The sequence below is a fragment of the Propionivibrio pelophilus DSM 12018 genome, from assembly GCF_059569095.1.
Genome location: NZ_JCANUT010000001.1, coordinates 134,446 through 158,415 on the forward strand (window position 1 = coordinate 134,446; position 23,970 = coordinate 158,415).

Consider the following 23,970-nt stretch of genomic DNA (forward strand, 5'->3'; position numbering starts at 1 on the left):
TGACTCTTAGAAGCCGGCGCCCTTGATCGACTTCAGGCCCTTGTAGATAGCCTTGGCAGCGAGTTGCTCTTCGATGCGGATCAGTTGGTTGTACTTGCAGATACGGTCGGTACGCGACAGCGAACCGGTCTTGATCTGGCCAGCACCGGTACCGACGGCGAGGTCGGCGATGAAGGAGTCTTCCGTCTCACCCGAACGGTGCGACGAGATGACACCGTAGCCGGCTTGCTGGGCCATCTTGATGGCGTCCAGCGTCTCGGTGACGGTACCGATCTGGTTGACCTTGATCAGGATCGAGTTGGCGGCGCCCATGTCGATGCCTTGCTTCAGGCGGGCCGGGTTGGTGACGAAGAAGTCGTCACCGACGATCTGCACCTTCTTGCCGAGCACTTGCGTGAACTTGACGTAGCCGTCCCAGTCGCTCTGGTCAAGACCGTCCTCGATCGAGACGATCGGGTACTTCTTGCACCAGTCTTCATAGATGGCGATCATTTCGTCGGCGGTGAACAGCTTGTCCGGGTTCGACTTCCAGAACTTGTAACCCTTGCGGCCGCCTTCGTCGAACAGCTCGGACGATGCGCAGTCGAGCGCGATGGCGATCTGCTTGCCGGGCTTGTAGCCGGCGGCGGCGATGGCCTGCATGATGACTTCCAGCGCCTCGTCGTTCGACAGGTTCGGTGCGAAGCCGCCTTCGTCACCGACGGCGGTGACGTGGCCACCCTTCTTCAGGAGGCTCTTCAGCGCGTGGAACACTTCGGTGATCCACTGCAGGCCTTGCGAGAAAGTCTTCGCGCCGACCGGCATGATCATGAATTCCTGGAAGTCGATCAGGTTATCGGCATGCTTGCCGCCGTTGATGATGTTGGCCATCGGCGTCGGCAGGACGAATTCCTTGTTCTTGTGCAGCTTGGCGATGTACTTCCACACCGGCATCTTGCTGACGTTGGCAGCAGCAACGGTGATGGCCATCGAGGCACCGAGGATGGCGTTGGCGCCGAGCTTCGACTTGTTGCTGGTGCCGTCGAGCGCGATCATCGCGTCGTCGAGTTCGCGCTGCTTGAGCGGGTTCTTGCCCTTGAGCAGCTTGGCGATCGGGCCATTGACAGCCTCAACAGCCTTCAGCACGCCTTTGCCGAGATAAACCTTCTTGTTGCCGTCGCGCAGTTCGCAGGCTTCGAATTCGCCGGTGGACGCCCCCGACGGAACGGCGGCACGCGCCAGGAAACCGTTGTCGAGCAGGATGTCGACTTCGACGGTCGGGTTGCCGCGCGAGTCGAGGATCTGACGACCAACGACCTTGCTGATCTTGACGAACGTAGCTTCGGGCTTGGCAGCGACCTTCTTGGCCGGAGCGGCCTTGGCGGCAGGAGCAGCCTTCTTGGCCGGAGCGGCCTTCTTGGCGGGAACGGCTTTCTTGGGGGTTGCGGCTTTGGCAGCTTTAGCGACAGTGGCCATTTTTGGATTCCATGACAGAAGTTGAAAAGGTACTGCAAAAAAACACAAGGCCGTGATTATACAACGAAAAGAAATGTGTTATGCCAGCCACAAGCCCTGCCGGAACACATCGTGACTTACGCATTATCCGGCGCGGCACATGATCACTCTGCGATCTCCGGAGCATCCTCGTCATCGGGGTTGATGACACCAAAATACGCCGGGATACGCGCATAGAACACGCGAATGCCCTCCTGCTGCACGATCGACGTCAGCGCCTGTGCTTCGCGTTCATTGACCACGAATTCGACCTCGACCACGACGCTGCCGGCCAACTCGAAAAACTTGCTTTCGTGCACCATGTGACGCCGACCGAAGCCGCCAATCGCGCGGAACGCGGAACCCCCGCGCACACCCAGTTCGCTGGCTTTTTCCAGCAGCCATTCCCACAGCAACACGCCTTGGTGACGCTGGTTCTCCTCAACATAGAAACGCAGGAATATTCCTTCCACACCGACCTCCCGAAATCCGCTTCAAGAAAAAAGATTCTTCAGCAGCGCCACCGTCCCGAACCCTGCCAGCGTCATCAATACCGATCCGGCCACATGGCCGGCAACGGCTCCGGCCGCCCACAACAACCGACCCTGCTGGAAAAGTACGGGATTTCAGCCGAGAACGTCGAAAACGTCGTCAATCCACAACAGAAACCGGTCACGATGAGCAGACGCCATTCGGGAGAGACCCCTGGATAAGTGGCAAAGAAGGCCATACTGACCCCGATGACATACGCCCCGACCAGGTTGGCCGCCAGCGTTCCCGGCGGAATGGTCGGAAACAGCGCATTCAGACGCACACCAAGTTGCCAGCGCAACAGGGCACCCGGCGCAGCACCGAAGGAGACCGCCGCAATCGACTTCCACATGACTCGAACAACCTGACAATGACGTCCTTATAAGGGCACGATGCGTCAGAAAGGGAATGCACGGCCGACATCGCCGTGGAACATTCCCGAAACCTTGCTGACTATAGCATCGCCGGCATCGCCGAATCGGGGTGTCAGTGACACTGACGACTGCAAAAATACAACGATTCTTAAATGCAACACTGTTGCGTGTAAAAACCTGCTGTGCTTGAATGGCACTCCAATCTCCGAACCCTGCCCCCCCATGACCTTTCCTCTTCTCGCCCAGATCATCCTCGCCTGCCTGCTCGGCGGGGTACTCAGCATCTGTGCCGCCGCCCTGATCCTGTTCGGCCTGCCGCGCCGCTGGATCACCCTGACCATCAGCTTCTCCACCGGCCTGCTGCTGGCGATGGCCCTGCTGCACCTGCTTCCCGAAGCGCTCGAACAGGGCCTGACGCCGCACGAAGCCTTTCCCATCCTGCTCGGCGGCATCCTGACCTTTTTCACGCTGGAAAAAATCGCCCTCTGGCGCCACGCGCATCACGGCCCTGCCGAGGAAGATGCCCATGCCGGCGACAATGCCTGCGAAAACCACACGCACAGCCATCATCACGCCCCGGCGGGACACGAAGGAACGCTGAGCATCCTGATCGGCGACGGCTTCCACAACCTGACCGACGGCCTGCTCATCGCCGCTGCGTTTCTTGCCGACCCGACGCTCGGCTGGAGCGCCACCCTGGCGATCATTGCTCACGAAGTACCGCAGGAAGCCGGCGATTTTGCCATTCTCCTCGCGGCCGGCTGGAAGCGATCACGAGCGCTGTTCTGGAACATCGTCTCGAGCCTGACGGCCGTGGCCGGCGGCATCGGCGGCTATTACGCCCTCGACGCCGCCCAGGACTGGATCCCGGTCATCATCACCCTTGCCGCATCGAGCTTCCTCTACGTTGCCATCGCCGACCTGATGCCGCGCCTGAAGCGGGAAAACACCTCGATCGCCTGGCATACCGTCTTGCTCATCGCCGGCATCGCCGTCGTAGTCTTCGGCGGCGCCCACTCCCACTGATACGTGCTCTTCGGCACATGGGTTCGACTCCCATCGCTGCTCCGCATCGAACGCAGGCAGGTCCTGGATTTTCAAAAGAAGAAGCCAACTGGCACCGGTTGGTTTTTTGTTGTCTGGTCGATATCTGCTCACAGGCAGATCGAGCCCAATTCCATATGATCCCAGGTCTTGCTAGTTCTGGTAGAGATACTGCTGGAACCCCACGAACGCCTTTCGCACTGTGTCAGGCGAGCCAAGGTCAGCAAATGCATCCGCGATCGCGTTGTTGTACTTCAGCTTCAACAGTGGCCCGAGCTTGGTTTCGTCCAATTCCTCGATGCCCTCGCTCACATAGTGCGCCAGCACGAAGCTCAGGAAGGCCTGCTGCTTGCTGCTGTACGCGGTGCCAATCACCGCCTTGGCGCGCTCGGCGCGTTCCTCACGGGTGAGCGGCGCCTCGGCGTAGGCGATGTGCGCCAACACGTCGAAGAGGTCGCAATCCTCCGCGTCGATGATCTTCTGCATCTCGGCAAGCTGGTCGTGGCCGAAGCCTTTTTCGGCCAGGCCGGCGAGCAGCTTCTTGCGGGTGTCGGGCGCGCTCCAGATCGCCCGCAACTCATCTTCGTCCTTGAAGAACTCAGGCAACTGGCCATACAGCGCGCTCACGAATTGCGCGGCAGACATCGGCGTGCCATCCGGGTGCCAGAAGCTCGTCGCCATCATGTGCTGGATCTGGCGCTCCTTGCCGTCAGCGAGCTTTACCTTTGCCTTCTTCTTGCAGGTGCATGGCCGATTGCCACATTTCGGACACGGCTCCTCGGGACAAGTGCAAGGGCGTTTGCCGCACACATAGCAGGGCGGCGGCGGTTCCTTGAGGCACACGCAGGGCGAATGCTTACAGCGTTCGCAAACCTCCGGCTCCAGCGGCTCGCCATCCCATTCCGGGTCGCTGAAGTGGTGATGTGCCTTCACGAAGTCGTAGATGGAGAAGTAATCCTTGCCGTCGTAAAGCCGGGTGCCGCGGCCGATGATCTGCTTGAACTCGATCATCGAATTCACCGGTCGCATCAGTACGATGTTGCGCACGTTGCGCGCATCCACCCCGGTCGAGAGCTTCTGCGAAGTCGTCAGAATGGTCGGGATGGTCTTCTCGTTATCCTGGAAGTCGCGCAGCCACTGCTCACCCAGCCCGCCATCCTCGGCGGTCACGCGCTGGCAGTAATTCGGGTCGGCGCTCTGCTTGGTCTGGTTGATCAGATCGCGCACCGCCAGCGCATGGGTCTGCGTGGCGCAGAAGACGATGGTCTTTTCGCGCTGGTTGATCTCGTTCATGAAGATCTCGACGCGCTTCCTCTCGCGTTCCTTGATCTCGATGATCTTGTTGAAATCCTTCTCTTCGTAGCGCTTGCCCGCCTCGATCTCGCCTTCCACCACGGTATCGTCCGAGGTGAACACATAGTCATCCAGCGTGGTGGCGATCTGCTTCAGACGGAAGGGCGTGAGGAAGCCATCATTGATGCCATCCTTGAGCGAATAGATGAACACCGGCTCGCCGAAATAGGCGTAGGTGTCGGCGTTGTCCTTGCGTTTCGGCGTGGCCGTCAGGCCCAACTGCACGGCCGGCGAAAAGTACTCGAGAATGCTGCGCCAGTTGCTCTCGTCGTTCGCGCCACCCCGATGGCACTCGTCGATGATGATGAAGTCGAAGAAGTCAGCCGGGTATTCGCCGAAGTAGGGCGTGTCACCCGGCCCGCTCATGAAGGTCTGGAAGATCGTGAAGAAGATGCTGCCGTTCTTCGGCACCTTGCCCTTCTTCTTGATGTCGTCCGGCGCGATGCGCACCAGCGCATCTTCCGCAAAGGCTGAAAACGAATTGAAAGCCTGATTCGCCAGAATGTTGCGATCCGCCAGGAACAGGATGCGCGGGCGGCGCGTCGGCTCTGCCGTCGAGCGCCAGTCCGTCAGATTCCAGCGGCTGTGAAACAGCTTCCACGCCAGTTGAAAGGCGATGAAGGTCTTGCCCGTGCCGGTCGCCAGCGTCAGCAGGATGCGCTCACGCCCCTCGGCCAGCGCCGCCAGCACGCGCTCGATGGCGATGTCTTGATAGTAGCGGCCCTGCCAGTAACCGCCTTTGTCCTCGAAGGGCACGGCGGCGAAGCGGTCGCGCCAGGCATTCTCGGTGGCAAAGGTCGCCTGCCACAGCGCCTCGGGCGAGGGGAAGACGGGTAGCTCGTCTTCCGCGCCGGTCTGCATGTCGATGCCGTAGATGCCCTGGCCGTTGGTGGCGTAGGTGTAGCGGACCGAAAGTTTCTGCGCGTAATCCTTGGCCTGGCCCACGCCCTCCGTCAGCGCCTTGTCCCAAGCCTTGGCCTCCAACACCGCCAGCTTGGTGTTGCGGTACTCCAGCACATAGTCCGCCGTCAGCGCCTTGCCGCGCTTGCCCGCGCCCTCGATGCGTCCCAGGGTGATCGGGTACTCGCGGCGGATGCGGCTGCCCTCCACCACGCCCCAGCCCGCTGCGGCCAGCGCGGGATCGATGTGTTCGGCTCGGGTTTCGGCTTCGTTCATGTTGTGTCTCACTTGTGAGCTACAAACCAGCTTGTGTCTCACTTTTTGCAAAATATGAGATGCAAATCTGCGTCTCGTCGCTTGAAAAACCGTCGAATCAAAACAGGATCAAGAAAAAATCAAGGCCGCACCGAATTGTAAGATGTTGATTTGTAAACAAACAACGCTTCACTCCCGCCCAGAAAAACCGTCAAGAATCAAAACCCGATCAAGAAACTCCATCCGGCAGGCTCACCCGGCCCGGACGAAGCCCTCCAGACTTTCCAACAAGTGGACTAGGAGAACCCGGTCGGCGCTATGGCCTCGGTGAGAACACCGGGGGCTTTCGCTTTCTGGCACCACAGATCAGCCAAAAACAGCTTCCGAGCGCTTGATGTAACCGAGAAAGTCAATCCACGGCGCTTTCACACTGTCCATGTTGCAAACCGCCGGGATCTTCCAGTTTCGCTTCTGCTTGTTTGGCGACGGCTGAAATGCTTCATCCGTCACCAGCTCACACCCATTCAGCTTCGCCGTGGCGATGATGATCAAGTCGTTTTCATCGACTCCACTGCCGTACCGGTCTTCCTCGATCTCAAGCAGGCTCTTCATGCGGAAAGCCTCCCGCAGGATCGCTTCAGTCACGGGCATCTTCTGCAAGCCCGCAGTCTTGAGACAAGTTACGCATTCCGGTGCTTTGTGGCCAACCTCTTCGACTGCGACTTCGGACATCCGGATCACTCCGTTTGCCACGCGACCCGCCATCCATGCCCAGAGCCCCGGAAATTGCGCAACGGGATAGTTATCCCATGCATATATCATGGAAGAGGCGTCAAACACCTGCATAGAAGCGTTCCAGCTTGTGCAGATCTGCGATCTTCAGGTTGTCCAGATAGCTGCTGGCCTTGGCCAGCGTGATCCGGCGCGAGTTCATTGCATCGAGCACCGTGCGCACATAGCCATCACCGAAAATGTGGCGTGGCTCGCGGTTACGGTATTCTCGGCTGCCACCTTCCTTCTCCGGTACCACCCGCAGGCGATTCCACTGTCGATACGCCGCATAGGCCGCTTTCGGCAGGCGCCCGACATCCATCAAGCGGCGCAGGATCATCTCGCCACTCACACCCCACGCCTTGCGCTGCGGCTCAAGCCAGTCATCGAATCCCGCCACGTCGGCCGGGCGTTCGTCGTCGCGAATGCTCAGCAAGAAAGCGTCCGGCACCAGCAGATGCCCGGCAAACGCATTCGCTTCACGTTCCTCGCCGTCTGGTGCATAGAGATCACCCTCGTCGTCAATCGAGCTTGCACGGTGCACCAGCAGATGGCCCAGCTCATGCATCAGCGTGAAGCACTGCCGCGCATCCGAATCCAGTTTCTTGACCACGATTACCGGGCATTCCGGATCGTAGAGCGAGAAACCCAGAATCGGGCTCTCCTTCGCGATCTGCCATTTCCCGTTGTAGCCATTGCTGCGAAACACCAGCAGCCCTTGCGCTTCGATGGCCTGGCGATAGCCTTCGAAATCATTGCGGTCTGCCAGACCCAGCCATTCGCGCACACGCCTGGCTGCCGCCGGGATGCTCAGGCCGGCCAGATCGGGCGGCGAGAAACGCTGCACTTCAGCCGGATCAAGCTCTTCGCGCAGCGCCAGAAAGATCGCACGCTGCTGCTCCACTCGCTCGATCAACAGCTTCATCCGGTGCGAGAGCTCGGGCTTCTGGTTCGCGAGCGTGCGGAACTGTGGCGAATGCACCTTCGCCTCGTTCACCGGCCCCGGCTCCAGGAAGAACAGGGTGCCACGCCCGAAGAACTCTGCCAGTTTGCGCAACTGGTTGAAGGTCAACCCGGCTTCACCCGCCATCGCCTTGGTAAAGGTTGCGGGGGGAATATCGATCTCACGGGCGAGCTCGTCCCGGGTCATGCCGCGATCAGCACAACACCAGTCAATTCGCGCGAGGTTGATCGATTGAATGCGTTCCATGACTTGATTATATCGGCCTGACCTGCAAGCGCGTGTCACCACTGCCCGCAGAAATGACAGCGTAGCGCAGACAGCAAGTTCCGGTCATGTCTTGCCAGCCTTCTTGATCGCTTTCACCACCTTGCCCGGCGGCAGGAAATTTTCGCCCGTCACCACCGATTTGCCGGTTTTTGCTTCCAGCGCCGTGCGGGCCTGCTTGGCAATCGCCCCGCCTTTTTTCGCCGCCTTGCTGTTCTCTGCCATGCCGGTCGCCTCATCGGCTTCCGCGATCTGGCGGGTGGAAAGCTCGGCCAGGGCGGTGAAGATCAGCTCCGCCTCGCTCATGTGATCGCGCAGATTATGGTCTTGCAAACCCTTCATCGCCTTGTGCGCTTTCACGCTCACGCCCGCCCATTCCTGATGGATCAGGTTGGTGAGAATGGCGAATTCGTCGCCTTGCTTGATGTCGTGATTCGCCCAGTAATCGGTCAGCTTGTTGCGCGTTTCCTGCCCGGTCATGCGCTGGGCGATCCACTTCTCGCTGCGCCCGTGCTGCTGCCAGGTTTCCCGCGCCCGGTTCAGCGACAGGGCCGGATCGGCGATTTCCTGTATGCGCTCGTAACCCACCTTCGCCAGCCACAGCTTGATTGGCTCCGCCTTTGGGCTGGGCACCGATTGCACCAGTCGCAGCAGGGTTTGCGCAGTAGCCACATCGGCCAGGTATTTCTTGCCATCGGCGGCGGGCAATTTCAGTCGGTGACAATCTGTCACCGACTGACTGCCTTCCTTGTTCAGCCGCTCTCTCAGCTTGTTCCAGTACTTGCGCGCTGTCTGATAGTCCGGCTGCTGGGTCAGCACCTGCACCACATCCACCACCGAAAACCACCAGGTTTCAGCTTCCTCGTCATACACTCGGCGGATGGTCTGGTTGTCGAAATCAGCGGGCAGGATTTTCATGACTGACGTGGGGCGGCAACAACCAACACGGTCGCCTGAACATCGATCTTGAAGCCGTAATCTCTGAAAAATCGACGCTTCAATTCATGGTCAATGGTTGCAAAAGTCCGGTGCCGCTTGTTGCAGGCAAACGCCTTCTTGTGGCGAAAGGGCGCCAAGTCGTGGTGCTCACGGAGATACTGAATTGTTGACTCCAGTTGCTGGATGGCATGCGGCTGCCAATTGGTTTTCTGATCCTTCAACTCCACCAGATACAGCAGATCGTCTGTGGTCAGCATCCCGTCACAGCGCCCACGGCCCGGCGCGTCGCAATCCTGAATCACGCATTTGTCGATGGCCGTGAAGGTGACAGCCTTCTGTAACGGGTTCAGCACGGTCGCCACCCACTTTTCCGGTGTGGCGGTATCAACATAAGCACGGGTCGCGTTCTGATCGTCGCACAGCCCGAACTGCGCCTGATTGAACGGGCCGCTCTGGCATTCCGGCTTGAAGAAATCCATCTTCAGATCGCCTCTTCCAGTTCCAGCAGCTGGTCGAACAGTTCGTTGCCGGTGCGCAGCCAGTCGTTCAGCAGGTTGTGGTCCGAGGGAATGCCTTCGAAACAGGGCAGTTCGCTGATGCTGCCGTCCCGCTCGTTGCACTGGTAAATCGACACTTCATCAGCCAGAAGCAAAGCGTCTTCGGGAACGATCTCGTAAAGCTCGGGCAGTAAATCATCCCGCTTATGCTCGATCAGCCGTTGCTGCAGGTGCTTGCCCTGAATCGCCAGGCTGAGGAAGTTCACGATGTAGGGGCTGTGCGTGGTCAGTACCAGGCGGTTGTGTGCCCCCTGGCTGTTGAAGGCCAGCAGGCTTTTCAGGATGTCCCACTGCGATGAGGGGAACAGGTTCTGCTCCGGCTCCTCGACGATGTTGATGAAAGCTTTCTTGTTGAAGCGGGCAGACAACACCGAGAGTGCTGCCCGCTTTTGCTCTTCCGTCAGGGAGTCATTGGCAAAAATGCTCGCAACGCCTTTCTTGAAACGATCCGTTTCGTCCGCACTCATCGGCTGATGCGCTTGCCCACTGCTTTCCTGCACCCGATCGGCAAGGTGCCGGCTCACCAGATACACCGGCACGAAAGACTGGAAGCCGCTGGAGGCATCGGTCAGCCGCAGCTTGTGACCCGGCCCCTTGAGGTTGAGCACGTCGTTGAGCTTGTCGTACTCGATTTCGCTGTCGTTGATCGGCAGCTTCAGCGCGCCGCGCAGACCGTCCTTGGCTTCATCGAAGGCGGTGAGGAACTCCTTCAGCGACTCGGAAGAGAGCTTCAACTCTCTCGGGTTCCGCACGTACGAAATGAAATTGCGCTCTGCCGGCACGTACATCACCTGCGGCAAGGCGTAGCTCTGATGCCCGGTCTCCGTGATGCTCAACTGCCCGCCCGCATACGAAATCTTGCAGGCCTCGCCTTCGTACTCGATTTCGGCGCTCCCCCGGCCACTCGTCTCCAGATAATTCTCCAGCCGGTGATAAGTCAGGAACTGGCTCTTCAGTTTGCCCTTGCGCTCGAACCATTTCTTCTCATAGTCGCCGCGCACCAGCGCCTTCTCGATCCAGGAGCAAGTGGAGAACAACTTGGCCAGCGTGCTCTTGCCCGCGCCCTGATTGCCGATGAAAACGGTGACTCGTTTGAAATCGATCCAGCCATCGTTTTGAGACAGGCCGGGGCCGATGGGGCCGAAATTCTTGACGCGTAGTCGGATCATGGTGTGTCTCCAGTGCTATGCATCAAAGCTTACCCGAGAAGGCCTGATGCAGCAGGGATTGCTTCAACTCGTCCAGCGCTTCGAGCTTGCGCTGGTAGAGGGCTTCTAGGCGTTGGGTTTCAGTAAGGAACTCGTCGAGCATGGAAACGATTGCTTCTTGTTTTTCAGTGCTTGGAGGGTAGGCGACCGCGAAGTCCTGAATCTGAGCTTTCGTAATGGCCTGTCGTGTTGAGCCTCCTTCTTCGCCAGTCTCAAGTAGTTTGTCTTTGTAGGGTTTTGAGATGAGCAGGTAGTGCAGGAACTCCGGGGTCAGTACGTCAGCCTGTGGGCGAATAATCGAAACGTGTTGATTCACCCGGGCGGGCAGAACATTGTCTGGTGCGAGGCAACAGCGAGCAACTGACGCACCTGTAATGTTCAGCAGTACATCTCGCGACTTAATCTCGACGTTCGCCAAGTCGCTTGCTTGAGCTTCATCTAAAAATGCCAGCTTTGCATACTTGAATCCAAGGTCATGAACGTTGAGGCTACGGATGAGCGAAACACCTTCGCTCTTGTAAGACGCCTCCCCCCCGCGTGGCGTAGCCCCGCTGCCAATCTTGGTAGTAATTGCTTGTAGCCGCTTTTCCACCCACCCCTCACCCGGCTGACTGAAGACGGATTGGAGGTGGCTTTCGAAGAGGGCGCGGGCGTTTTGGCGGTTTTGCTCGGCAGCGGCGCGGGCCGTGGCGATGCCGGCAAAGGCTTTGTCGAGGATGGCGACGATGCGTTGTTGTTCGGGAAGTGGCGGCAGAAGGATGTCGCGGTCTTCCATCGATCCTTTCGACACATGAAGCATGGTCGTGCCAGCACCGCTGTCTTGCTTGATCTGATCCACATCCCACAGGAAGAAGTGGAAAAGGAATTTCTGATCGATCAACGCTGCATCAGGAATGACTTTCCAGATGTGGTAATGAAAAATGACTTTTCCACCAGTCCATACCCGCGGCCCGAAAGATGCAGACCAAGCGTAAAGCAGGTCGCCGAAGTCGCAATACTTCTTGTCTTCAAGTTCCAGATCTGAGTAGTACCAGTGATCGTTGGTGAAAAAATTGCCGACACGAAGTACTGGGTATTTGCCTTCAGGTAGCAACTCAGGTTTGCTGTAGGCCCGCCCGTTGACCAACTCACAAACCTCGCGCAGCTTTCGCTTTTTCCACCCCGCCTTCATAGCATCACCCTGATCGTCGCCAGCACCTCGGCGCTCTCGGCATCCAGCGCGGCGATTTCGTCGAGGATGTCCTGCGGGCGGCGGTGGGTGATTTCCTCGCCGCCGTTCGGGTTCTTCACCGAAAGGTCATAACTCGCCGTGTCGATGCTGGCGGCATCCACGCTCCAGCTCTTGTCCGAGTCGGCAAAGGTTTTCTGCAGCTCGATGAATTCTTGCAAATCCGCATCGTTGAGCGGGTTGGTCTTGCCCATGTTGCGGCCGGGGTCGAGTTGGTAGTACCAGGTCTGGCGGGTGGGTGCGCCTTTCTCGAAGAACAGCACCACGGTCTTGACGCCCGCGCCCTGGAAGGTACCGCCGGGGCAATCCAGAATCGTGTGCAGGTTGCAGCTCTCCAGCAGGAGCTTGCGCAGGCTGACCGAGGCGTTGTCGGAATTGCTGAGAAAGGTGTTCTTGATGACGATGGCGGCACGCCCACCGGCGCGCAGCATCTTGATGAAGTGCTGCAGGAAGAGGAAAGCGGTCTCGCCGGTGCGGATCGGAAAGTTCTGCTGCACTTCGGGCCGCTCCTTGCCGCCGAAGGGCGGGTTGGCGAGGATCACGTCGAAACGGTCTTTCTCCTGCACGTCGGCAAGGTTTTCGGCGAGCGTGTTGGTGTGCAGGATGTTGGGCGCTTCGATGCCGTGCAGGATCAGGTTCATGATCGCGATGACGTAGGCGAGGCTCTTCTTTTCCTTGCCGTAGAAGGTGCGCGTCTGCAGGGTTTCGAGGTCTTTTGTGCCGAGGTTGGGCTGGCTGCTGAGGTAGTCGTGCGCTTCGCACAGGAAGCCCGCCGAGCCGCAAGCGCCGTCGTAGATGCGCTCGCCGATTTTGGGTGCCGTCACGCGGATCATGGCGCGGATCAGCGGGCGCGGGGTGTAGTACTCGCCGCCATTGCGCCCGGCATTGCCCATGCGCTTGATCTTCTCTTCGTACAGCGCGGAAAGTTCGTGCTTCTCGACCTGCGAGCGGAAGCGCAGCTCGTCGATGTGGTCGATGATGTCGCGCAGGGTGTAGCCGCTGCGGATCTTGTTCTTGATCTCGCCGAAGATCTCGCCGATCTTGTACTCGATGGTGGCGGGGCCGCTGGCGCGCTGCTTGAAGCCGTGCAGGTAGGGGAAGAGCTTGCGATCCACGAAGTCGACGAGGTCGTCGCCAGTGAGCGCCGCGTTGTGGTCGAGCTGTCCCGCCGCATCTTTGGGCGCAGCCCAGGTACTCCAGCGGTAGGCGGGGTCGAGGATGAAGCTGTAGGCGCGGCCTTCGAGCGCGGCTTCGTCGGCCTTGTCCTGCTCCAGCCCGTCCAGATACTTGAGGAAGAGCAGCCAGGAGGTCTGCTCGGTGTAATCGAGCTCGGTGGTGCAGCCGCTCTCTTTCCAGAGGGCGTCGTCGATATTCTTGAAGGCTTGTTCAAACATGAACTTCGAGGTTCCTGATGGTAAGGCACGAGGCCAAAGGCGCTTTTTCCCGCTATTTTACTGGCATGAGCCCCTGCAACCAGACAGTAGAGTTTTGGTCATCGGAAGTATGCTCAGGCCGATGACCGGCCCGACGGCTGTCAGCCTTCCCGCAACGCCCGGCGCAATATCTTGCCAACGTTCGTCTTCGGCAACTCGTCGCGGAACTCGACCTGCGTCGGCACCTTGTAGCGCGTCAGGCTCGCCCGGCACAGTGCGATCAACTGCTCGGCCGTCAGCGACGGATCCCGGCGCACGACGAACAGCTTCACCGCCTCGCCGGTCTTCGCGTCGGGCACGCCGATGGCCGCCACGTCGGCAACGCCGGGATGCATCGCCGCCACCTCTTCCACTTCGTTGGGATAGACGTTGAAGCCGGAGACCAGGATCAGATCCTTCTTGCGGTCGACGAGGCGCAGATAGCCGTCGCCGTTCATCACTACCAGGTCGCCGGTACGCAGAAAGCCGTCGGGGGTGAAAACAGCGGCTGTTTCTGCCGCCTGGTTGAAGTAGCCCTGCATCACCTGCGGCCCGCGTACGCAGAGTTCGCCCGTCTCACCGAGCGGCACGTCGTTGCCGTCGTCATCGCGGATCGCCACCTCGGTCGACGGCACGGGCAGACCGATCGCGCCGTTGTACTCGGGCAGGTCGATCGGATTGACGGTCACCGCCGGTGCGGTCTCGGTGAGGCCGTAGGCTTCGATCAGCGCCTTGCCGGTCAGCGCCTTCCAGCGTTCGGCGACCGGTTTCTGCACCGCCGTCCCGCCGCCTAGCGAGACTTTCAGGCGCGAGAAGTCGAGCCGGCAAAAGCGCGCGTCGTTGAGCAGGGCATTGAACAGCGTGTTGACCCCGGTGACGATGGTGAATGGATGACGCGCCAGTTCGGCGACGAACGCCGGGATGTCGCGCGGATTGGTGATCAGCAGGTTGGTCGCACCGACGCGGATCATCAGGAAGCAGTTCGCGGTCATGGCGAAGATGTGATACAGCGGCAACGCCGTGACGACCACCTCACCGTCCTCGCTCACCACCGAGCGCACCCAGGCGTGCGCCTGCAGCAGGTTGGCCAGCATGTTGCCGTGCGTCAGCATCGCCCCCTTGCTGACGCCCGTCGTGCCGCCGGTGTATTGCAGGAAGGCGACGTCGTCGCGCGTCACCGTCACCGGTTCGAAGCGATGGCGCGAACCGGCGGCGAGGCAGTCGCGAAAATCCGTACACGCTTCCAATCGCCACGCCGGCACCTTGCGCAGGACGTGCTTGACGAAGAAATTGATTGCCGGCCCCTTGGGAAAACCGAGCATGTCGCCGAGCCGCGCCATCACCACGTGCCGGATCGCCGTCCCCGGCAAGGCCTGTTCGAGGGTGTGGGCGAAATTCTCCAGGATGACGATGGTTTCCGCGCCGGAATCGGCCAGCTGATGCTGCAGCTCGCGGGCGGTGTACATCGGGTTGCAGTTCACCACGACATAGCCGGCACGCAGGGCGCCGAACATGCAGACGGGGTACTGCAGGAGATTCGGCAGCATGATCGCCACGCGCGCGCCGCGCGGCAGGCGCAGCACCGATTGCAGGTAGGCGGCGAACTGACGCGAGGCTTCGTCCAGCCGGACGTAGGTCAGCGAAGCGCCCATGTTGAGGTACGCCACGCGCTCACGGAAACGCGCCACGCTGCGTTCGAGCAGATCGACCAGCGACCCATACTCGCCCGGATCGATTTCCGCGGGGATGCCGGTCGGGTAGCTCTTCAGCCAGATTTTTTCCATCACTCGACCTCGATCAGCGTCGCATCGGCGAACAGTAGCGCCGCGCGCACCGGCACCTGCGGGAACACGCGCGCCACGGCAGCGCGGTAGGCGGACACCTGGGCACGATAGTCCGGCAACCGCGCCGTATCGCCGCCCGAACTCTTGTAGTCGAGGACCCAGACCGCGTCGTCGAGTTCAACCAGCCGGTCGATGCGCTGCAAGGCCCCCGCGCCATCGGCGATCTCTACCTCGTTCCAGGCGCGCCGGTAACGTTGCGGATCGAAGAACGCCGCCAGATGCCCGGCGGCGAGGAGTCGCTCGGCGACCGGCAGCACGCGCCGATACTCCGCGTCCGCAAAGCCCAGCGCGGCCCACCAATCGGCATCGTCGGCGACGCCTTCGGTGCGGCGCTCCAGCAGGGCGTGCAACAGGATGCCGAAACGCGCGGCGGCGTCCGGAGGCGTGCGCCGCTCGCCGACTGCGGGCAAGGTAGCGGAGGCAACGCCGTCGATGGCGCCTGGCAAATCTTCCGCGACCACCGCAACCGTCGGCAGTTCGTCGCCGTAAGCGAGCTCCGCGTCCAGTTTCTCCAGCGCCGCCTGCAGCCGGCGATACGGCGTCTCGCCGCGCTCCTTGCTGCTTTCGCAACCGCTGGCGATGAATACCTGCCGCGCGCGGGTGATCGCCACGTAGAGGAGATTGAGTTCCTCGCGCCGGGCCGCGGCCGCTTCGGCGTCGAACAGCGGCTGCCGCGCCGCGCCGCGATCGGCCTGACGACCGTAGAAGGAGAGCGAACGCGGCGAGGCGTCTTCCGGCGACCAGTCGACAAGGACGTCCCACGCCTCGCCGTTACGCGGCGATTCGTTGGCGCCGAGCAACCAGACGATCGGCGCCTCCAGTCCCTTGGCGCCGTGGATGGTCAGGATGCGCACGCGCCCGGCATCGGCCTGCTCCGCGGCGATCTCGCCCTCGTCCGGCGCGTCGCTGGCATCGGCGTCGCGCAGGTCGCGCAACTCGTCGATGAAACGCGGCAGGCTCGGATAGCGCCCGCCGTCGATGTCGAGCGCCAGTTGCAGCAAGGCACGCAGATTAGCCTCGACGCCGGCCGCCATCGCCATCGGGACGGCGCTTCGATAGCGCGCCAGCACCTCGCCCTGATGAAAGACGCGGTCGAGCAGATCGTGCGCCGGCAAGCGTCCGGCAACCGCCAGCCACTCGCCGAGCAGCCGCGCCGCCCGCGCCAGCCGGGCCGTTGCGGCATTACCGGCCACCACGCCGAGCAACCTCTGCCACCAGGACGCCTCCGGACGGGCGGCGAGAACCAGCAACTCCTCGTCGCTGCAGGCGAACAGCGGCGAGCGCAGCGCGTGCGCCAGTTTCAGGTTGTCGGCGGGCGTGACGAGGAATTCGAGCAGCGCCACCATGTCGCGCACTTCCAGCGCCGCCAGCAGGCCGCCGCGCGAGCCGGCGTCGAACGGGATGCCGGCAGCCGAAAGAGCGCGCTCGTAGCCGGCGAGATGCGTGCGCGAGCGCACCAGCAACATGATGTCGCCGAAGCGCGCCGGGCGGCGCACGCTCTTCCCGTCCGCCCCCTTGGCGTCGATCTGCCAGGCCTCGCCGCCGCGCCCGACGATCGCGTTGATCCTCGCCGCCAGCGCCTCCGCCTCGCGGGCGCGGCGCAGGTCTTCCGGTTCGATATCGGGCTCGGTCAGCGGATCGCGCAAGCCGACGCGCGCCGGCGCTTCTTCCGCACACTCTTCCGCGTCGAGGTGACCGAACAGCGGCAACAGTTCGACCCGCCCCGGCAGCTTCCCGGCCAGCGAGGCCTGCGCGCGGAACGGCGCGAACTCCGGCACGCCGAGAAAGAGTGCATTGACGACATCGATCACCGGCTTGGCGTTGCGCCGCGTCACGTCCTGCTCGCAGCGCACGGCGTTGAACTCGCGTTCGAGGAACTCGCCGGCGACCGCGAACAGCCGCGGTTCGGCGCGGCGAAAGCGGTAGATCGACTGCTTGGGATCGCCGACGAGGAAGACGCCCGGCCGCGCCGCGTCGGAATACGCCGCCAGCCAGGCGAGCAGGATCTGCCATTGCAGCGGGTTGGTGTCCTGGAACTCGTCGAGCAGCACGTGCTTGTAGCGCGCATCGAGTCGCGCCTGCAGGAACGCCGCCGTCTCGTCGTCGCGCAGCAGTTGCAGCACCCGCCACTCGGCATCGACGAAATCGATCTGGCGCCGCGCCTGCTTGAAGGCGTCGACGTGCGCGAGGAAGGCGGCGAACACGGCGCACGCCTGCCGGTTGAAGGCCAGGATGCGCTCGGCGGTCTGCCGCTCCAGGCAGGCGATCACCCGCTCGCCGAGTTGCGCATGCAGTTCGAGGAAGCGCTCCGCGCCGGCCGGGGTGAAACGCTTGTCGAGCGCCTTGCTCGCCTTGCGTGCCCGCAGCGTGTTGTCCTTGGTCAACAGCACGGCGCGCAGCCCTTCGAAGGCATCCTCGTCATTCCGGCGCACGCCGGAATCCAGCACGGCGCGCAAGCCCCCGGCGACATCCTGGTCGGTCCTCAGGTCGCTCTGTTCAAGAAAGCCGAGATAGGCGTGGAAGTCCAGTTCCCACCCCTCGGCAAAAAACCCGGCGAGCGCCTCGCCCGGATCGCCCGCGTCGAGTTGTTCGCGCAGCGCAGCGACAACATGTTCCGCTATCTCCGACGGTTCGTCGCCGAAGGCCAGCCATTCGCTGCGCCGGTCCAGCGCACGCCGGATCAACCGCCGTGTCGAATCGAGCCCGGCGGCGTCGAGCAGGCCGACGAAGGCCTGCGTCGCTTCGTCCTCCGGTTTCTTGGCCAGTGTGGCGGCGAACGACTGCCAGAGCTCGTCGAACCGCCGCGAATCGGCATCGACCAGCGTCGCCCCGGCCAGATTGGCCGACAGCGGCGCGGCGTCGACGAGTTGCAGAAACCAGCCGTGAAAGGTGTTGACCGTCAGCGCCGGCTGCGCCGCCAGCACGCGCTCGTACAGCCCGCGCGCCGCACGCAGCACATCGCGGTGGGGGGCGACGCCGCGCTCGTCGAGGAAGCCCGCCACCTGCGTGTCGCTACCGGTCGCCAGCAGATGCAGCCAGTCAACGACGCGCTCCTCGATCTCGCGCGCGGCCTTGCGCGTGAAGGTGATCGCGAGGATCTCGCCGGGCGCCACGCCGGCCAGCAGCAAGCGCACGATGCGCGAGGCCAGCAGCCAGGTCTTGCCGCTGCCGGCGCAGGCCTCGACGACGACGCTACGTGCCGGGTCGAGCGCCTGCCGGACCAGACTTGAAGAATTTGTCACTGATGATCGCTCCACTGTTTCACTTCGTCACCTCGCCGCCATTCTCCCCGAAGCCCGGACCGTCGGGCAATGCAGCCAAGGCTGCAGTGCGTGTAGCCGGCAGACGACAGCCTCGCCGCGCGGGGAACCAACGATCTTCCGTCTCGCCGCCTTGTCCACGTCGCCGCAACACGACACGCCGGCCCCGGAAACATCCGTCCGTCACAGCCAACTGACTGATTACACAGGAACTATTCAATCTGGCACGACACATGCTGAAACGCTGGCCGGAGGCCGTCATCCTGCACCGGACAGCCGCCTTCCATTTTTTCATTACTGGAGGTTTTCCATGCTGAATCAAATCAAACAGCAACTCGGCCCGATCATCGTCTGCGCCCTGATCGCCGCAGCCGTTCTCCTGGCGTTCGTTCCGCATTCCCAGGCGCAGAATCCCCCCGCCGCCGTGACACCGGCAGGACAGGCCAGTTTTTCCGTGCTGGACGCCAACCAGGACGGCTTCATCGACAAGAAGGAAGCGGCCGCCAGCGCGCCGGCGGCCAAGGCATTCGGCCTCGCCGACGCAAACAAGGACGGCGTCCTTTCGCCGATGGAATACGCCAAGGCAGCAACGGCGAAAAACTGAGCCTTGCCCGGGGTCGGCATCATGTGCGCCGCCCCCGGCGCAACATCAGACGAACTCCCGGCGACACAACCCGCGCATCTCGCACCACGCGCAGACGCGCTCGACACCGTGCGCCGGCAAGCATGCACCGGCATGCAGCGCGTCGAACGCGGCGACCAGCCGCTGCCCTTGCGCCGCGGCCGCGGCCGTCAGTTCCTCCGCCTCGTCCGCGCTCGACACCGCAACCACCCGCTCGTCGTCGAGCGCCACATAGGCCGCCAGCGAGGCCGCCTGCGCCGCATTACCGTGCATCAGTGCGTAGGCCGGCAGCTGCACGTCGTCCTTGAGCCGGTCGCGAATGACCTTGGCCGTCTGCGTCTTGTAGTCGTAGAGCGCGGAAGCGCCGTCACCCCCTCCGTCGATGCGATCGATGCGCCCGTAGAGTTCGATGCTGCCGCCCTCGGCCAGCGGCAGGACACGGCTGACCTTCGCCTCTGCCTGCGCCCAGCGCCAACCTTCCTTCTCTTTCTCGCGCTGCCAGGCCAGATAGCCCGGCAGGCGCTTTTCCCAGCGCTGGCGCCAGCCGGTGGCCAGAAAATTGTCGGCCACAGCCGGCGCGAACACCTCGGCGACACAGTCCTGCAATGCCTGCAGCGCGGCATCCTCCGACAGCGCGGAGACGCTCGGATGCTGTTGATGGAAGCGTTCCAAGACACGGTGCACCAATTCGCCGTAATCGCTCTTGCCCATTTCCTCGCTGACCTCGTCCATTTCCCCAAGGCCGAGCACATGACGGGCGAAGAAACGGTACGGACAGGCGACGAGGCTGGTGTAGGCGCTGACGGAAACGCGCACCGGTATTCGCGTTGACGGAGCCACCGGCGCCGCGGGCCGCGTCGGCTCAGCCGCGGTGGCGGGGTCCGGCGTCGCCTCGCTGCGGGCCGGCAACGGCCGGCGCAGCAGTTCGTCGCCCCAGGCAAGCTGGTGCAGCGTCGACAGCAGCGACAATTCCGGCGCGAGGAGGTTGGCCTCGCCGTCCTGCATCGACTGCCAGGTAACCGTCACGCGCGGCACGGTGGACAGCAGCAGTTCGAGGTCGCGCTTCAATTCGCGCTCGTCGTCCGCGCGCGTGCGCAGACCGAGTTCGCGGCGCACCGACTGGTTGAAGAAGGCCGCATGCCCGCCCGGCGCAAGTTGCCGGGCATCGCCGCCGAGCAGCAGCGCGGCGTCGAAACGGCGCAGGCAGACGGCATTGAGCGGCGTCACGACGATCGGGCTGGCGATGCTGCTGTCGCGGAAGCTGGCGCCCTCGAACTCGCGATTGAGCCAGTCCCGCCAGGTCGGGAAGGCGAATTCCGCGGTGCTGCCCGCCAGTTCCTGCCCGCGCTTTTCCAGCAGATCGAGCACCGCCTGGCCGGCGATATCATCACGCAAGGGGTCCAGCGCGCCGATCGCATCGAGCGCCTTCGTCAGGCGGCCGATCCAGCGCGACAGGGGCGCCGGCCGGGCATTCAGCAAGGTAGTCGCCGCTTCGATGCGGTCGAGCAGCGCCAGCCCGACGGGTTTCCCCTCGTCCGCCGATTCGAGCAGGCAACGCCGGATGCGCACGATGCCAGCCTTGACCGACGCCCGCCGAATGGCGGCTTCGAGGGCGAAGACGGCGGCCTGGCGTGCGCCCGGCTCGATGTCGGAGAAAACGAACGGCGACTTGCACAAGTCCAGCAGATCACGGTGATAGGCATTGCCCGCCGCCGTTTCGATCAGCGCATCGACCACGGCTGCCGCGCGCGAAGTCGACAACAACCAGCCTGTTTCGTCGCTGACCAGCACGTCTTCGCGTTCGAGCAGCGCGCGCACCCGCCGGGCAGTCAGCCGATCCTGCGCGATCAGGGCGATGCGGCGCAGCCCCGCCTGCAGCCAGTCGCCGACCTGCGCGACGGCGGCCTGTGCCTCGTGCTCGCGGCCGCTGGTCGGGACGAACTGCACGCGGTCACACAGCGGACTTTCGGGAAAACGTTGCGTGATCTCGCGGGCGCGCTCGTACACCGGCGAGGACAGCGCAGCGGGCCAGGCGGCGTCGAGCGTTGCCAGCAGCGGCGTCGGACGGGTTTCGCGTGGCGCGGGATAAACGATCTGCAGCGGCTGCCCCCCGGCGTAACGGCGCAGGAATTCGCGTTCGGCCGCATCGAGCGATTCCCCCGGCGCAGCGTCGAGCAAAACGAAGAGGGGCTGCAGCGATCCGGCCTCGGCAGCCTGCCGCGCCAGTTCGGCGAGGCGCAGGCGATAGACCGCGGCGGCGTCGGGCGCGCCGGCCGCCGCCAGGGCGCGCCAGAGTTCATGCACGACGCGCGCCTCGAACGCCAGCGGCGAGGAATTGCGCAGGGCGTAGGCCTGCTGCAGCTGGTCTGCAAGCTCGCCATCACCGGCCGGCAATGCGACGGCTGCCGCTGTCAGTTCGTCGAACAGCGCCGCCATTTCGGCAGCGATGCCCCACAGCGCCGCCTCGTCGAACCAGCCCTTGCCGCGCAATGCTTCGTAGAGCAGCACGAGGCGCTGGCTGATCGGCAGGGTTTCGGGGATGTCCGCCAGCGGTGCGCCATTCACCCAGTTTTTGAGGGTATCGAAACGGGGCAGCAGCAATGGGGAGGACGATGCGGCCGCCATCCTGACCAGCGCCCCGCGCAATTCAACGGCCATCGGCAAGGCCGGCACCAGCACCCGCAGCGCGGAAAGGTCACCGTCGCGCGCCCACGACGCCGCACCGTCGAGCAGCCGCTGCGCCGCCGCTTCGTAGAACGCCTCGCCGGGCGGCAAGGCGCATGCTGTCAGTTCTGCGGGATCGTGCTCCATCGACAGCGGCAGACTCAACGCTCCAGCTTGTCCAGCTTGTCGGCCACGCCGTTCCAGGCGTCGGCGTCATCCAGCGGCTCCTTGCGCTCGCTGATGACCGGCCAGTTCTTGGCCAACTCGGCGTTCAGTGCGATGAAACCGCGCATGGCATCCGGCACGTCATCCTCGGCATAGATTGCCGAGGCCGGGCATTCGGCTACGCACAAGGTACAGTCGATACACTCCTCGGGATCGATGACCAGGAAGTTCGGCCCCTCGTGGAAACAATCCACCGGACACACATCCACACAATCGGTGTATTTGCACTTGATGCAATTCTCGGTAACGACGTAGGCCATGACGTACCTCTCCATTCCTGACTGATGGCGGGGGGAAGACTATAGCGCAACAGCTTCCTCGACGCGGGCACGAGACGGCGCCCACAACCGCTTCGACACGGTGGATCCCCACCCGTTCAGGAATCTCGGCGCTGCAACAGGTGGCGGAACAGCCAGCTGCGTGGCGGCTCGATACCGGTACGCACGAAAGCGAGCGGACTCGGCTCGAGGAGGAAGCGCCGCTGCAGCTCGCCCTCCCCGCGCTGGCCTGCGAACAGGATCCGGTCGCCGGAAAGCAATTGCATATCTTCCGCCGGCAAGGGGATTTCCTTTTTCTTGCGCAGGAGCAGCAAAGGAACGGCATTGATCCGCTCCGGCGGCTGTTCCGGACTAATCAGCAGGTCACCGATGGTCAGCGGCGGATCGACCTCCGGCGCCAGGGCCTCGCGCAGCCCGGCGTAGGAGGCGAAACAGTCGAACACCCACATGAACGGCACCTTCTCGCCGACATGCCGTTCGAGCAGTTCGCCGGTCCGCCGCGCCATGTCCCCGGTGTCCTCGTCGAGGTACTTGAGGAAGCGGATCAGCAGCGGCGAGGTCAGCAACTGGCGCGCCTTGTGCGAGACGACTTCTGCCTTGACGAAACGCAGGTTGGCCATCGACGCGTCGATCAGGCTGGCGTTGGCGACGTTGGCCTGCCGGATGACGACGTACACCTCGGGGTTGATCGAACGCGCGCGCGTGACTGTCGCCAGATTCAGCGCATCGCTCTCGGTGCACACGACGATGCCTACCGCCTTCCTGACCTCGGCGGCGACCATCTCGCGGGTCACACCCGCCTGGTACTGCAGCGCCGCCGCCTCGCCCTGCTTGCGCGCGTCGAGTTCGATCAGCGACGAAGTCACGCCGGCACTGCCCAGCGCGGAAACGAAGTACTCGGCAAAACTGCCGGAGCCGAAGACGACCCAATGCCCCTTCGGCAGGTTGAGCGGTTCGGGACGCACGCCACCCGGCAAACCGGACAGCCACTCGATCACCCGCAGGCGCTCGGGCGACCCCATGTCCAGGTTGATGTTGTTGGCAAAACTCTGGAACGGGTTGATCAGCTCGATGTTGCGGAACGACTCGAGGTTGGCCTGGGCGATCGGGGTGTGCACCCGGGCGATGATGCGCAGCGACGGATTGAGCACCGTCCCGCCGATGGCGACGGACTGATTGTTGTCATCGTTCCCGGCAAGCGCCACCATTGCCATGCACCGGCGATGGGTCACGCCCGCATCGACAAGCACATCCGGCAGACGCCCGTCGGCGGCGAGAAACAGCGGGGTGTAATGAAACTCCTCGATCTCGATGCGCGCGGCCCGTTCCGCCCGCATTTCGACGATCACCATGCGCTGCCCCATGCGATCGAGCATCCGCGCCAGCATGATGCCGCTCTGCCCGTAGCCGACGATCAGGACAAACGGTTCCTGCAACGCCGCCACGCGCAAGGCGAAGCGCCGGCGCGCCACCGCGTCGCGCAGCGTCTGGTCCTGCGAAAGGTGAAAGATGCTGCCGAGCGCGTAGGCCCAGGCCACCACGCACAGGTAGATGCAGACGATCGTCCAGGCGCGCTGCGGATCGGAGAAGGTGTGCGGCAGTTCGCCGAAGCCGATCGTCGTCGCGGTATAGCTGATGAAATAGAGCGCGTGGAAAAAGCCGATGCGGACGACATTCCCGTTTTCGTCGACACCGGGAATCAGCACCAGCCCCCACACCGACACCGCGTAGGCGATGATCAGGACGATCAGCGGCCGGCGCAGCCGGCGCAGGATGACGAAAAGAACTTCGTTCACGCGTCGCC

At 62.8% G+C, this 23,970-nt stretch carries 18 protein-coding genes; 2 read left to right on the top strand and 16 right to left on the bottom strand.

Going from position 1 to position 23,970, the window contains the following annotated elements:
- Positions 1–6: 6 nt before the first annotated feature.
- The 3 genes from eno to crcB all read right to left on the bottom strand — a co-directional run bounded on the left by eno (position 7) and on the right by crcB (position 2,356).
- Positions 7–1,455 carry a phosphopyruvate hydratase gene (gene eno, locus BO74_RS00710; protein WP_496439283.1) on the bottom strand — a complete coding sequence of 483 codons (1,449 nt, stop codon included), beginning with the start codon at positions 1,453–1,455 and terminating at the stop codon, positions 7–9.
- A 143-nt stretch (positions 1,456–1,598) separates the two neighbouring features.
- Complete coding sequence (locus BO74_RS00715; RefSeq protein WP_496439285.1) at positions 1,599–1,946, bottom strand: DUF190 domain-containing protein; 348 nt, start codon at positions 1,944–1,946, stop codon at positions 1,599–1,601.
- Between the two features lie 74 nt (positions 1,947–2,020).
- A complete protein-coding gene (crcB, locus tag BO74_RS00720) occupies positions 2,021–2,356 on the bottom strand; it encodes a fluoride efflux transporter CrcB (protein WP_496439286.1) in 336 nt (111 codons plus the stop codon).
- 244 nt (positions 2,357–2,600) lie between these two features.
- Between crcB and BO74_RS00725 the strand changes: the two genes are divergently transcribed.
- A complete protein-coding gene (locus tag BO74_RS00725) occupies positions 2,601–3,404 on the top strand; it encodes a ZIP family metal transporter (RefSeq protein ID WP_496439287.1) in 804 nt (267 codons plus the stop codon).
- 171 nt (positions 3,405–3,575) lie between these two features.
- On the opposite strand, the gene hsdR is transcribed toward BO74_RS00725, so the two are convergent.
- The 10 genes from hsdR to BO74_RS00775 form a co-directional block, all read right to left on the bottom strand.
- Positions 3,576–5,951, bottom strand: a complete 2,376-nt coding sequence (hsdR, locus tag BO74_RS00730; RefSeq protein WP_496439288.1) for an EcoAI/FtnUII family type I restriction enzme subunit R — start codon at positions 5,949–5,951, stop codon at positions 3,576–3,578.
- A gap of 345 nt (positions 5,952–6,296) precedes the next feature.
- Positions 6,297–6,776 (bottom strand): DUF4411 family protein, encoded by a 480-nt coding sequence (locus tag BO74_RS00735; protein WP_496439289.1) that lies wholly within the window; start codon positions 6,774–6,776, stop codon positions 6,297–6,299.
- Positions 6,763–7,911 carry an ImmA/IrrE family metallo-endopeptidase gene (locus tag BO74_RS00740; RefSeq protein WP_496439291.1) on the bottom strand — a complete coding sequence of 383 codons (1,149 nt, stop codon included), beginning with the start codon at positions 7,909–7,911 and terminating at the stop codon, positions 6,763–6,765. The genes BO74_RS00735 and BO74_RS00740 overlap by 14 nt, the downstream gene beginning before the upstream one ends.
- 84 nt (positions 7,912–7,995) lie before the next feature.
- The gene (locus BO74_RS00745; protein WP_496439293.1) at positions 7,996–8,847 is read right to left on the bottom strand and encodes a BRO family protein; all 852 of its coding nucleotides are present in this window, start codon (positions 8,845–8,847) and stop codon (positions 7,996–7,998) included.
- Positions 8,844–9,347, bottom strand: a complete 504-nt coding sequence (locus BO74_RS00750) for a hypothetical protein (protein ID WP_496439295.1) — start codon at positions 9,345–9,347, stop codon at positions 8,844–8,846. The genes BO74_RS00745 and BO74_RS00750 overlap by 4 nt, the downstream gene beginning before the upstream one ends.
- A 2-nt stretch (positions 9,348–9,349) precedes the next feature.
- Positions 9,350–10,594, bottom strand: coding sequence for an AAA family ATPase (locus BO74_RS00755; protein ID WP_496439297.1), 1,245 nt, complete (start codon positions 10,592–10,594; stop codon positions 9,350–9,352).
- Between the two features lie 22 nt (positions 10,595–10,616).
- Positions 10,617–11,804 carry a restriction endonuclease subunit S gene (locus BO74_RS00760; RefSeq protein WP_496439299.1) on the bottom strand — a complete coding sequence of 396 codons (1,188 nt, stop codon included), beginning with the start codon at positions 11,802–11,804 and terminating at the stop codon, positions 10,617–10,619.
- Complete coding sequence (locus BO74_RS00765) at positions 11,801–13,255, bottom strand: class I SAM-dependent DNA methyltransferase (RefSeq protein ID WP_496439300.1); 1,455 nt, start codon at positions 13,253–13,255, stop codon at positions 11,801–11,803. Before BO74_RS00765 ends, BO74_RS00760 begins: the two co-directional genes overlap by 4 nt.
- A 140-nt stretch (positions 13,256–13,395) precedes the next feature.
- Positions 13,396–15,057: an AMP-binding protein gene (locus BO74_RS00770; protein ID WP_496439301.1), complete on the bottom strand. Its 1,662-nt coding sequence runs from the start codon at positions 15,055–15,057 to the stop codon at positions 13,396–13,398.
- Complete coding sequence (locus BO74_RS00775; RefSeq protein WP_496439302.1) at positions 15,057–18,359, bottom strand: UvrD-helicase domain-containing protein; 3,303 nt, start codon at positions 18,357–18,359, stop codon at positions 15,057–15,059. Before BO74_RS00775 ends, BO74_RS00770 begins: the two co-directional genes overlap by 1 nt.
- A gap of 328 nt (positions 18,360–18,687) precedes the next feature.
- On the opposite strand from BO74_RS00775, the gene BO74_RS00780 reads away from it, so the two are divergent.
- Entirely contained in the window at positions 18,688–18,981 is a 294-nt protein-coding gene (locus tag BO74_RS00780) for an EF-hand domain-containing protein (protein WP_496439304.1), read from the top strand.
- A gap of 45 nt (positions 18,982–19,026) precedes the next feature.
- Here BO74_RS00780 and BO74_RS00785 read toward each other — a convergent pair whose 3' ends face one another.
- The 3 genes from BO74_RS00785 to BO74_RS00795 all read right to left on the bottom strand — a co-directional run bounded on the left by BO74_RS00785 (position 19,027) and on the right by BO74_RS00795 (position 23,962).
- Positions 19,027–21,828 (bottom strand): PD-(D/E)XK nuclease family protein, encoded by a 2,802-nt coding sequence (locus BO74_RS00785; protein WP_496439306.1) that lies wholly within the window; start codon positions 21,826–21,828, stop codon positions 19,027–19,029.
- Positions 21,825–22,148: a ferredoxin FdxA gene (gene fdxA, locus BO74_RS00790; protein WP_496439308.1), complete on the bottom strand. Its 324-nt coding sequence runs from the start codon at positions 22,146–22,148 to the stop codon at positions 21,825–21,827. The genes BO74_RS00785 and fdxA overlap by 4 nt, the downstream gene beginning before the upstream one ends.
- 116 nt (positions 22,149–22,264) lie before the next feature.
- Positions 22,265–23,962, bottom strand: a complete 1,698-nt coding sequence (locus tag BO74_RS00795) for an NAD-binding protein (RefSeq protein WP_496439310.1) — start codon at positions 23,960–23,962, stop codon at positions 22,265–22,267.
- Positions 23,963–23,970: the final 8 nt, after the last annotated feature.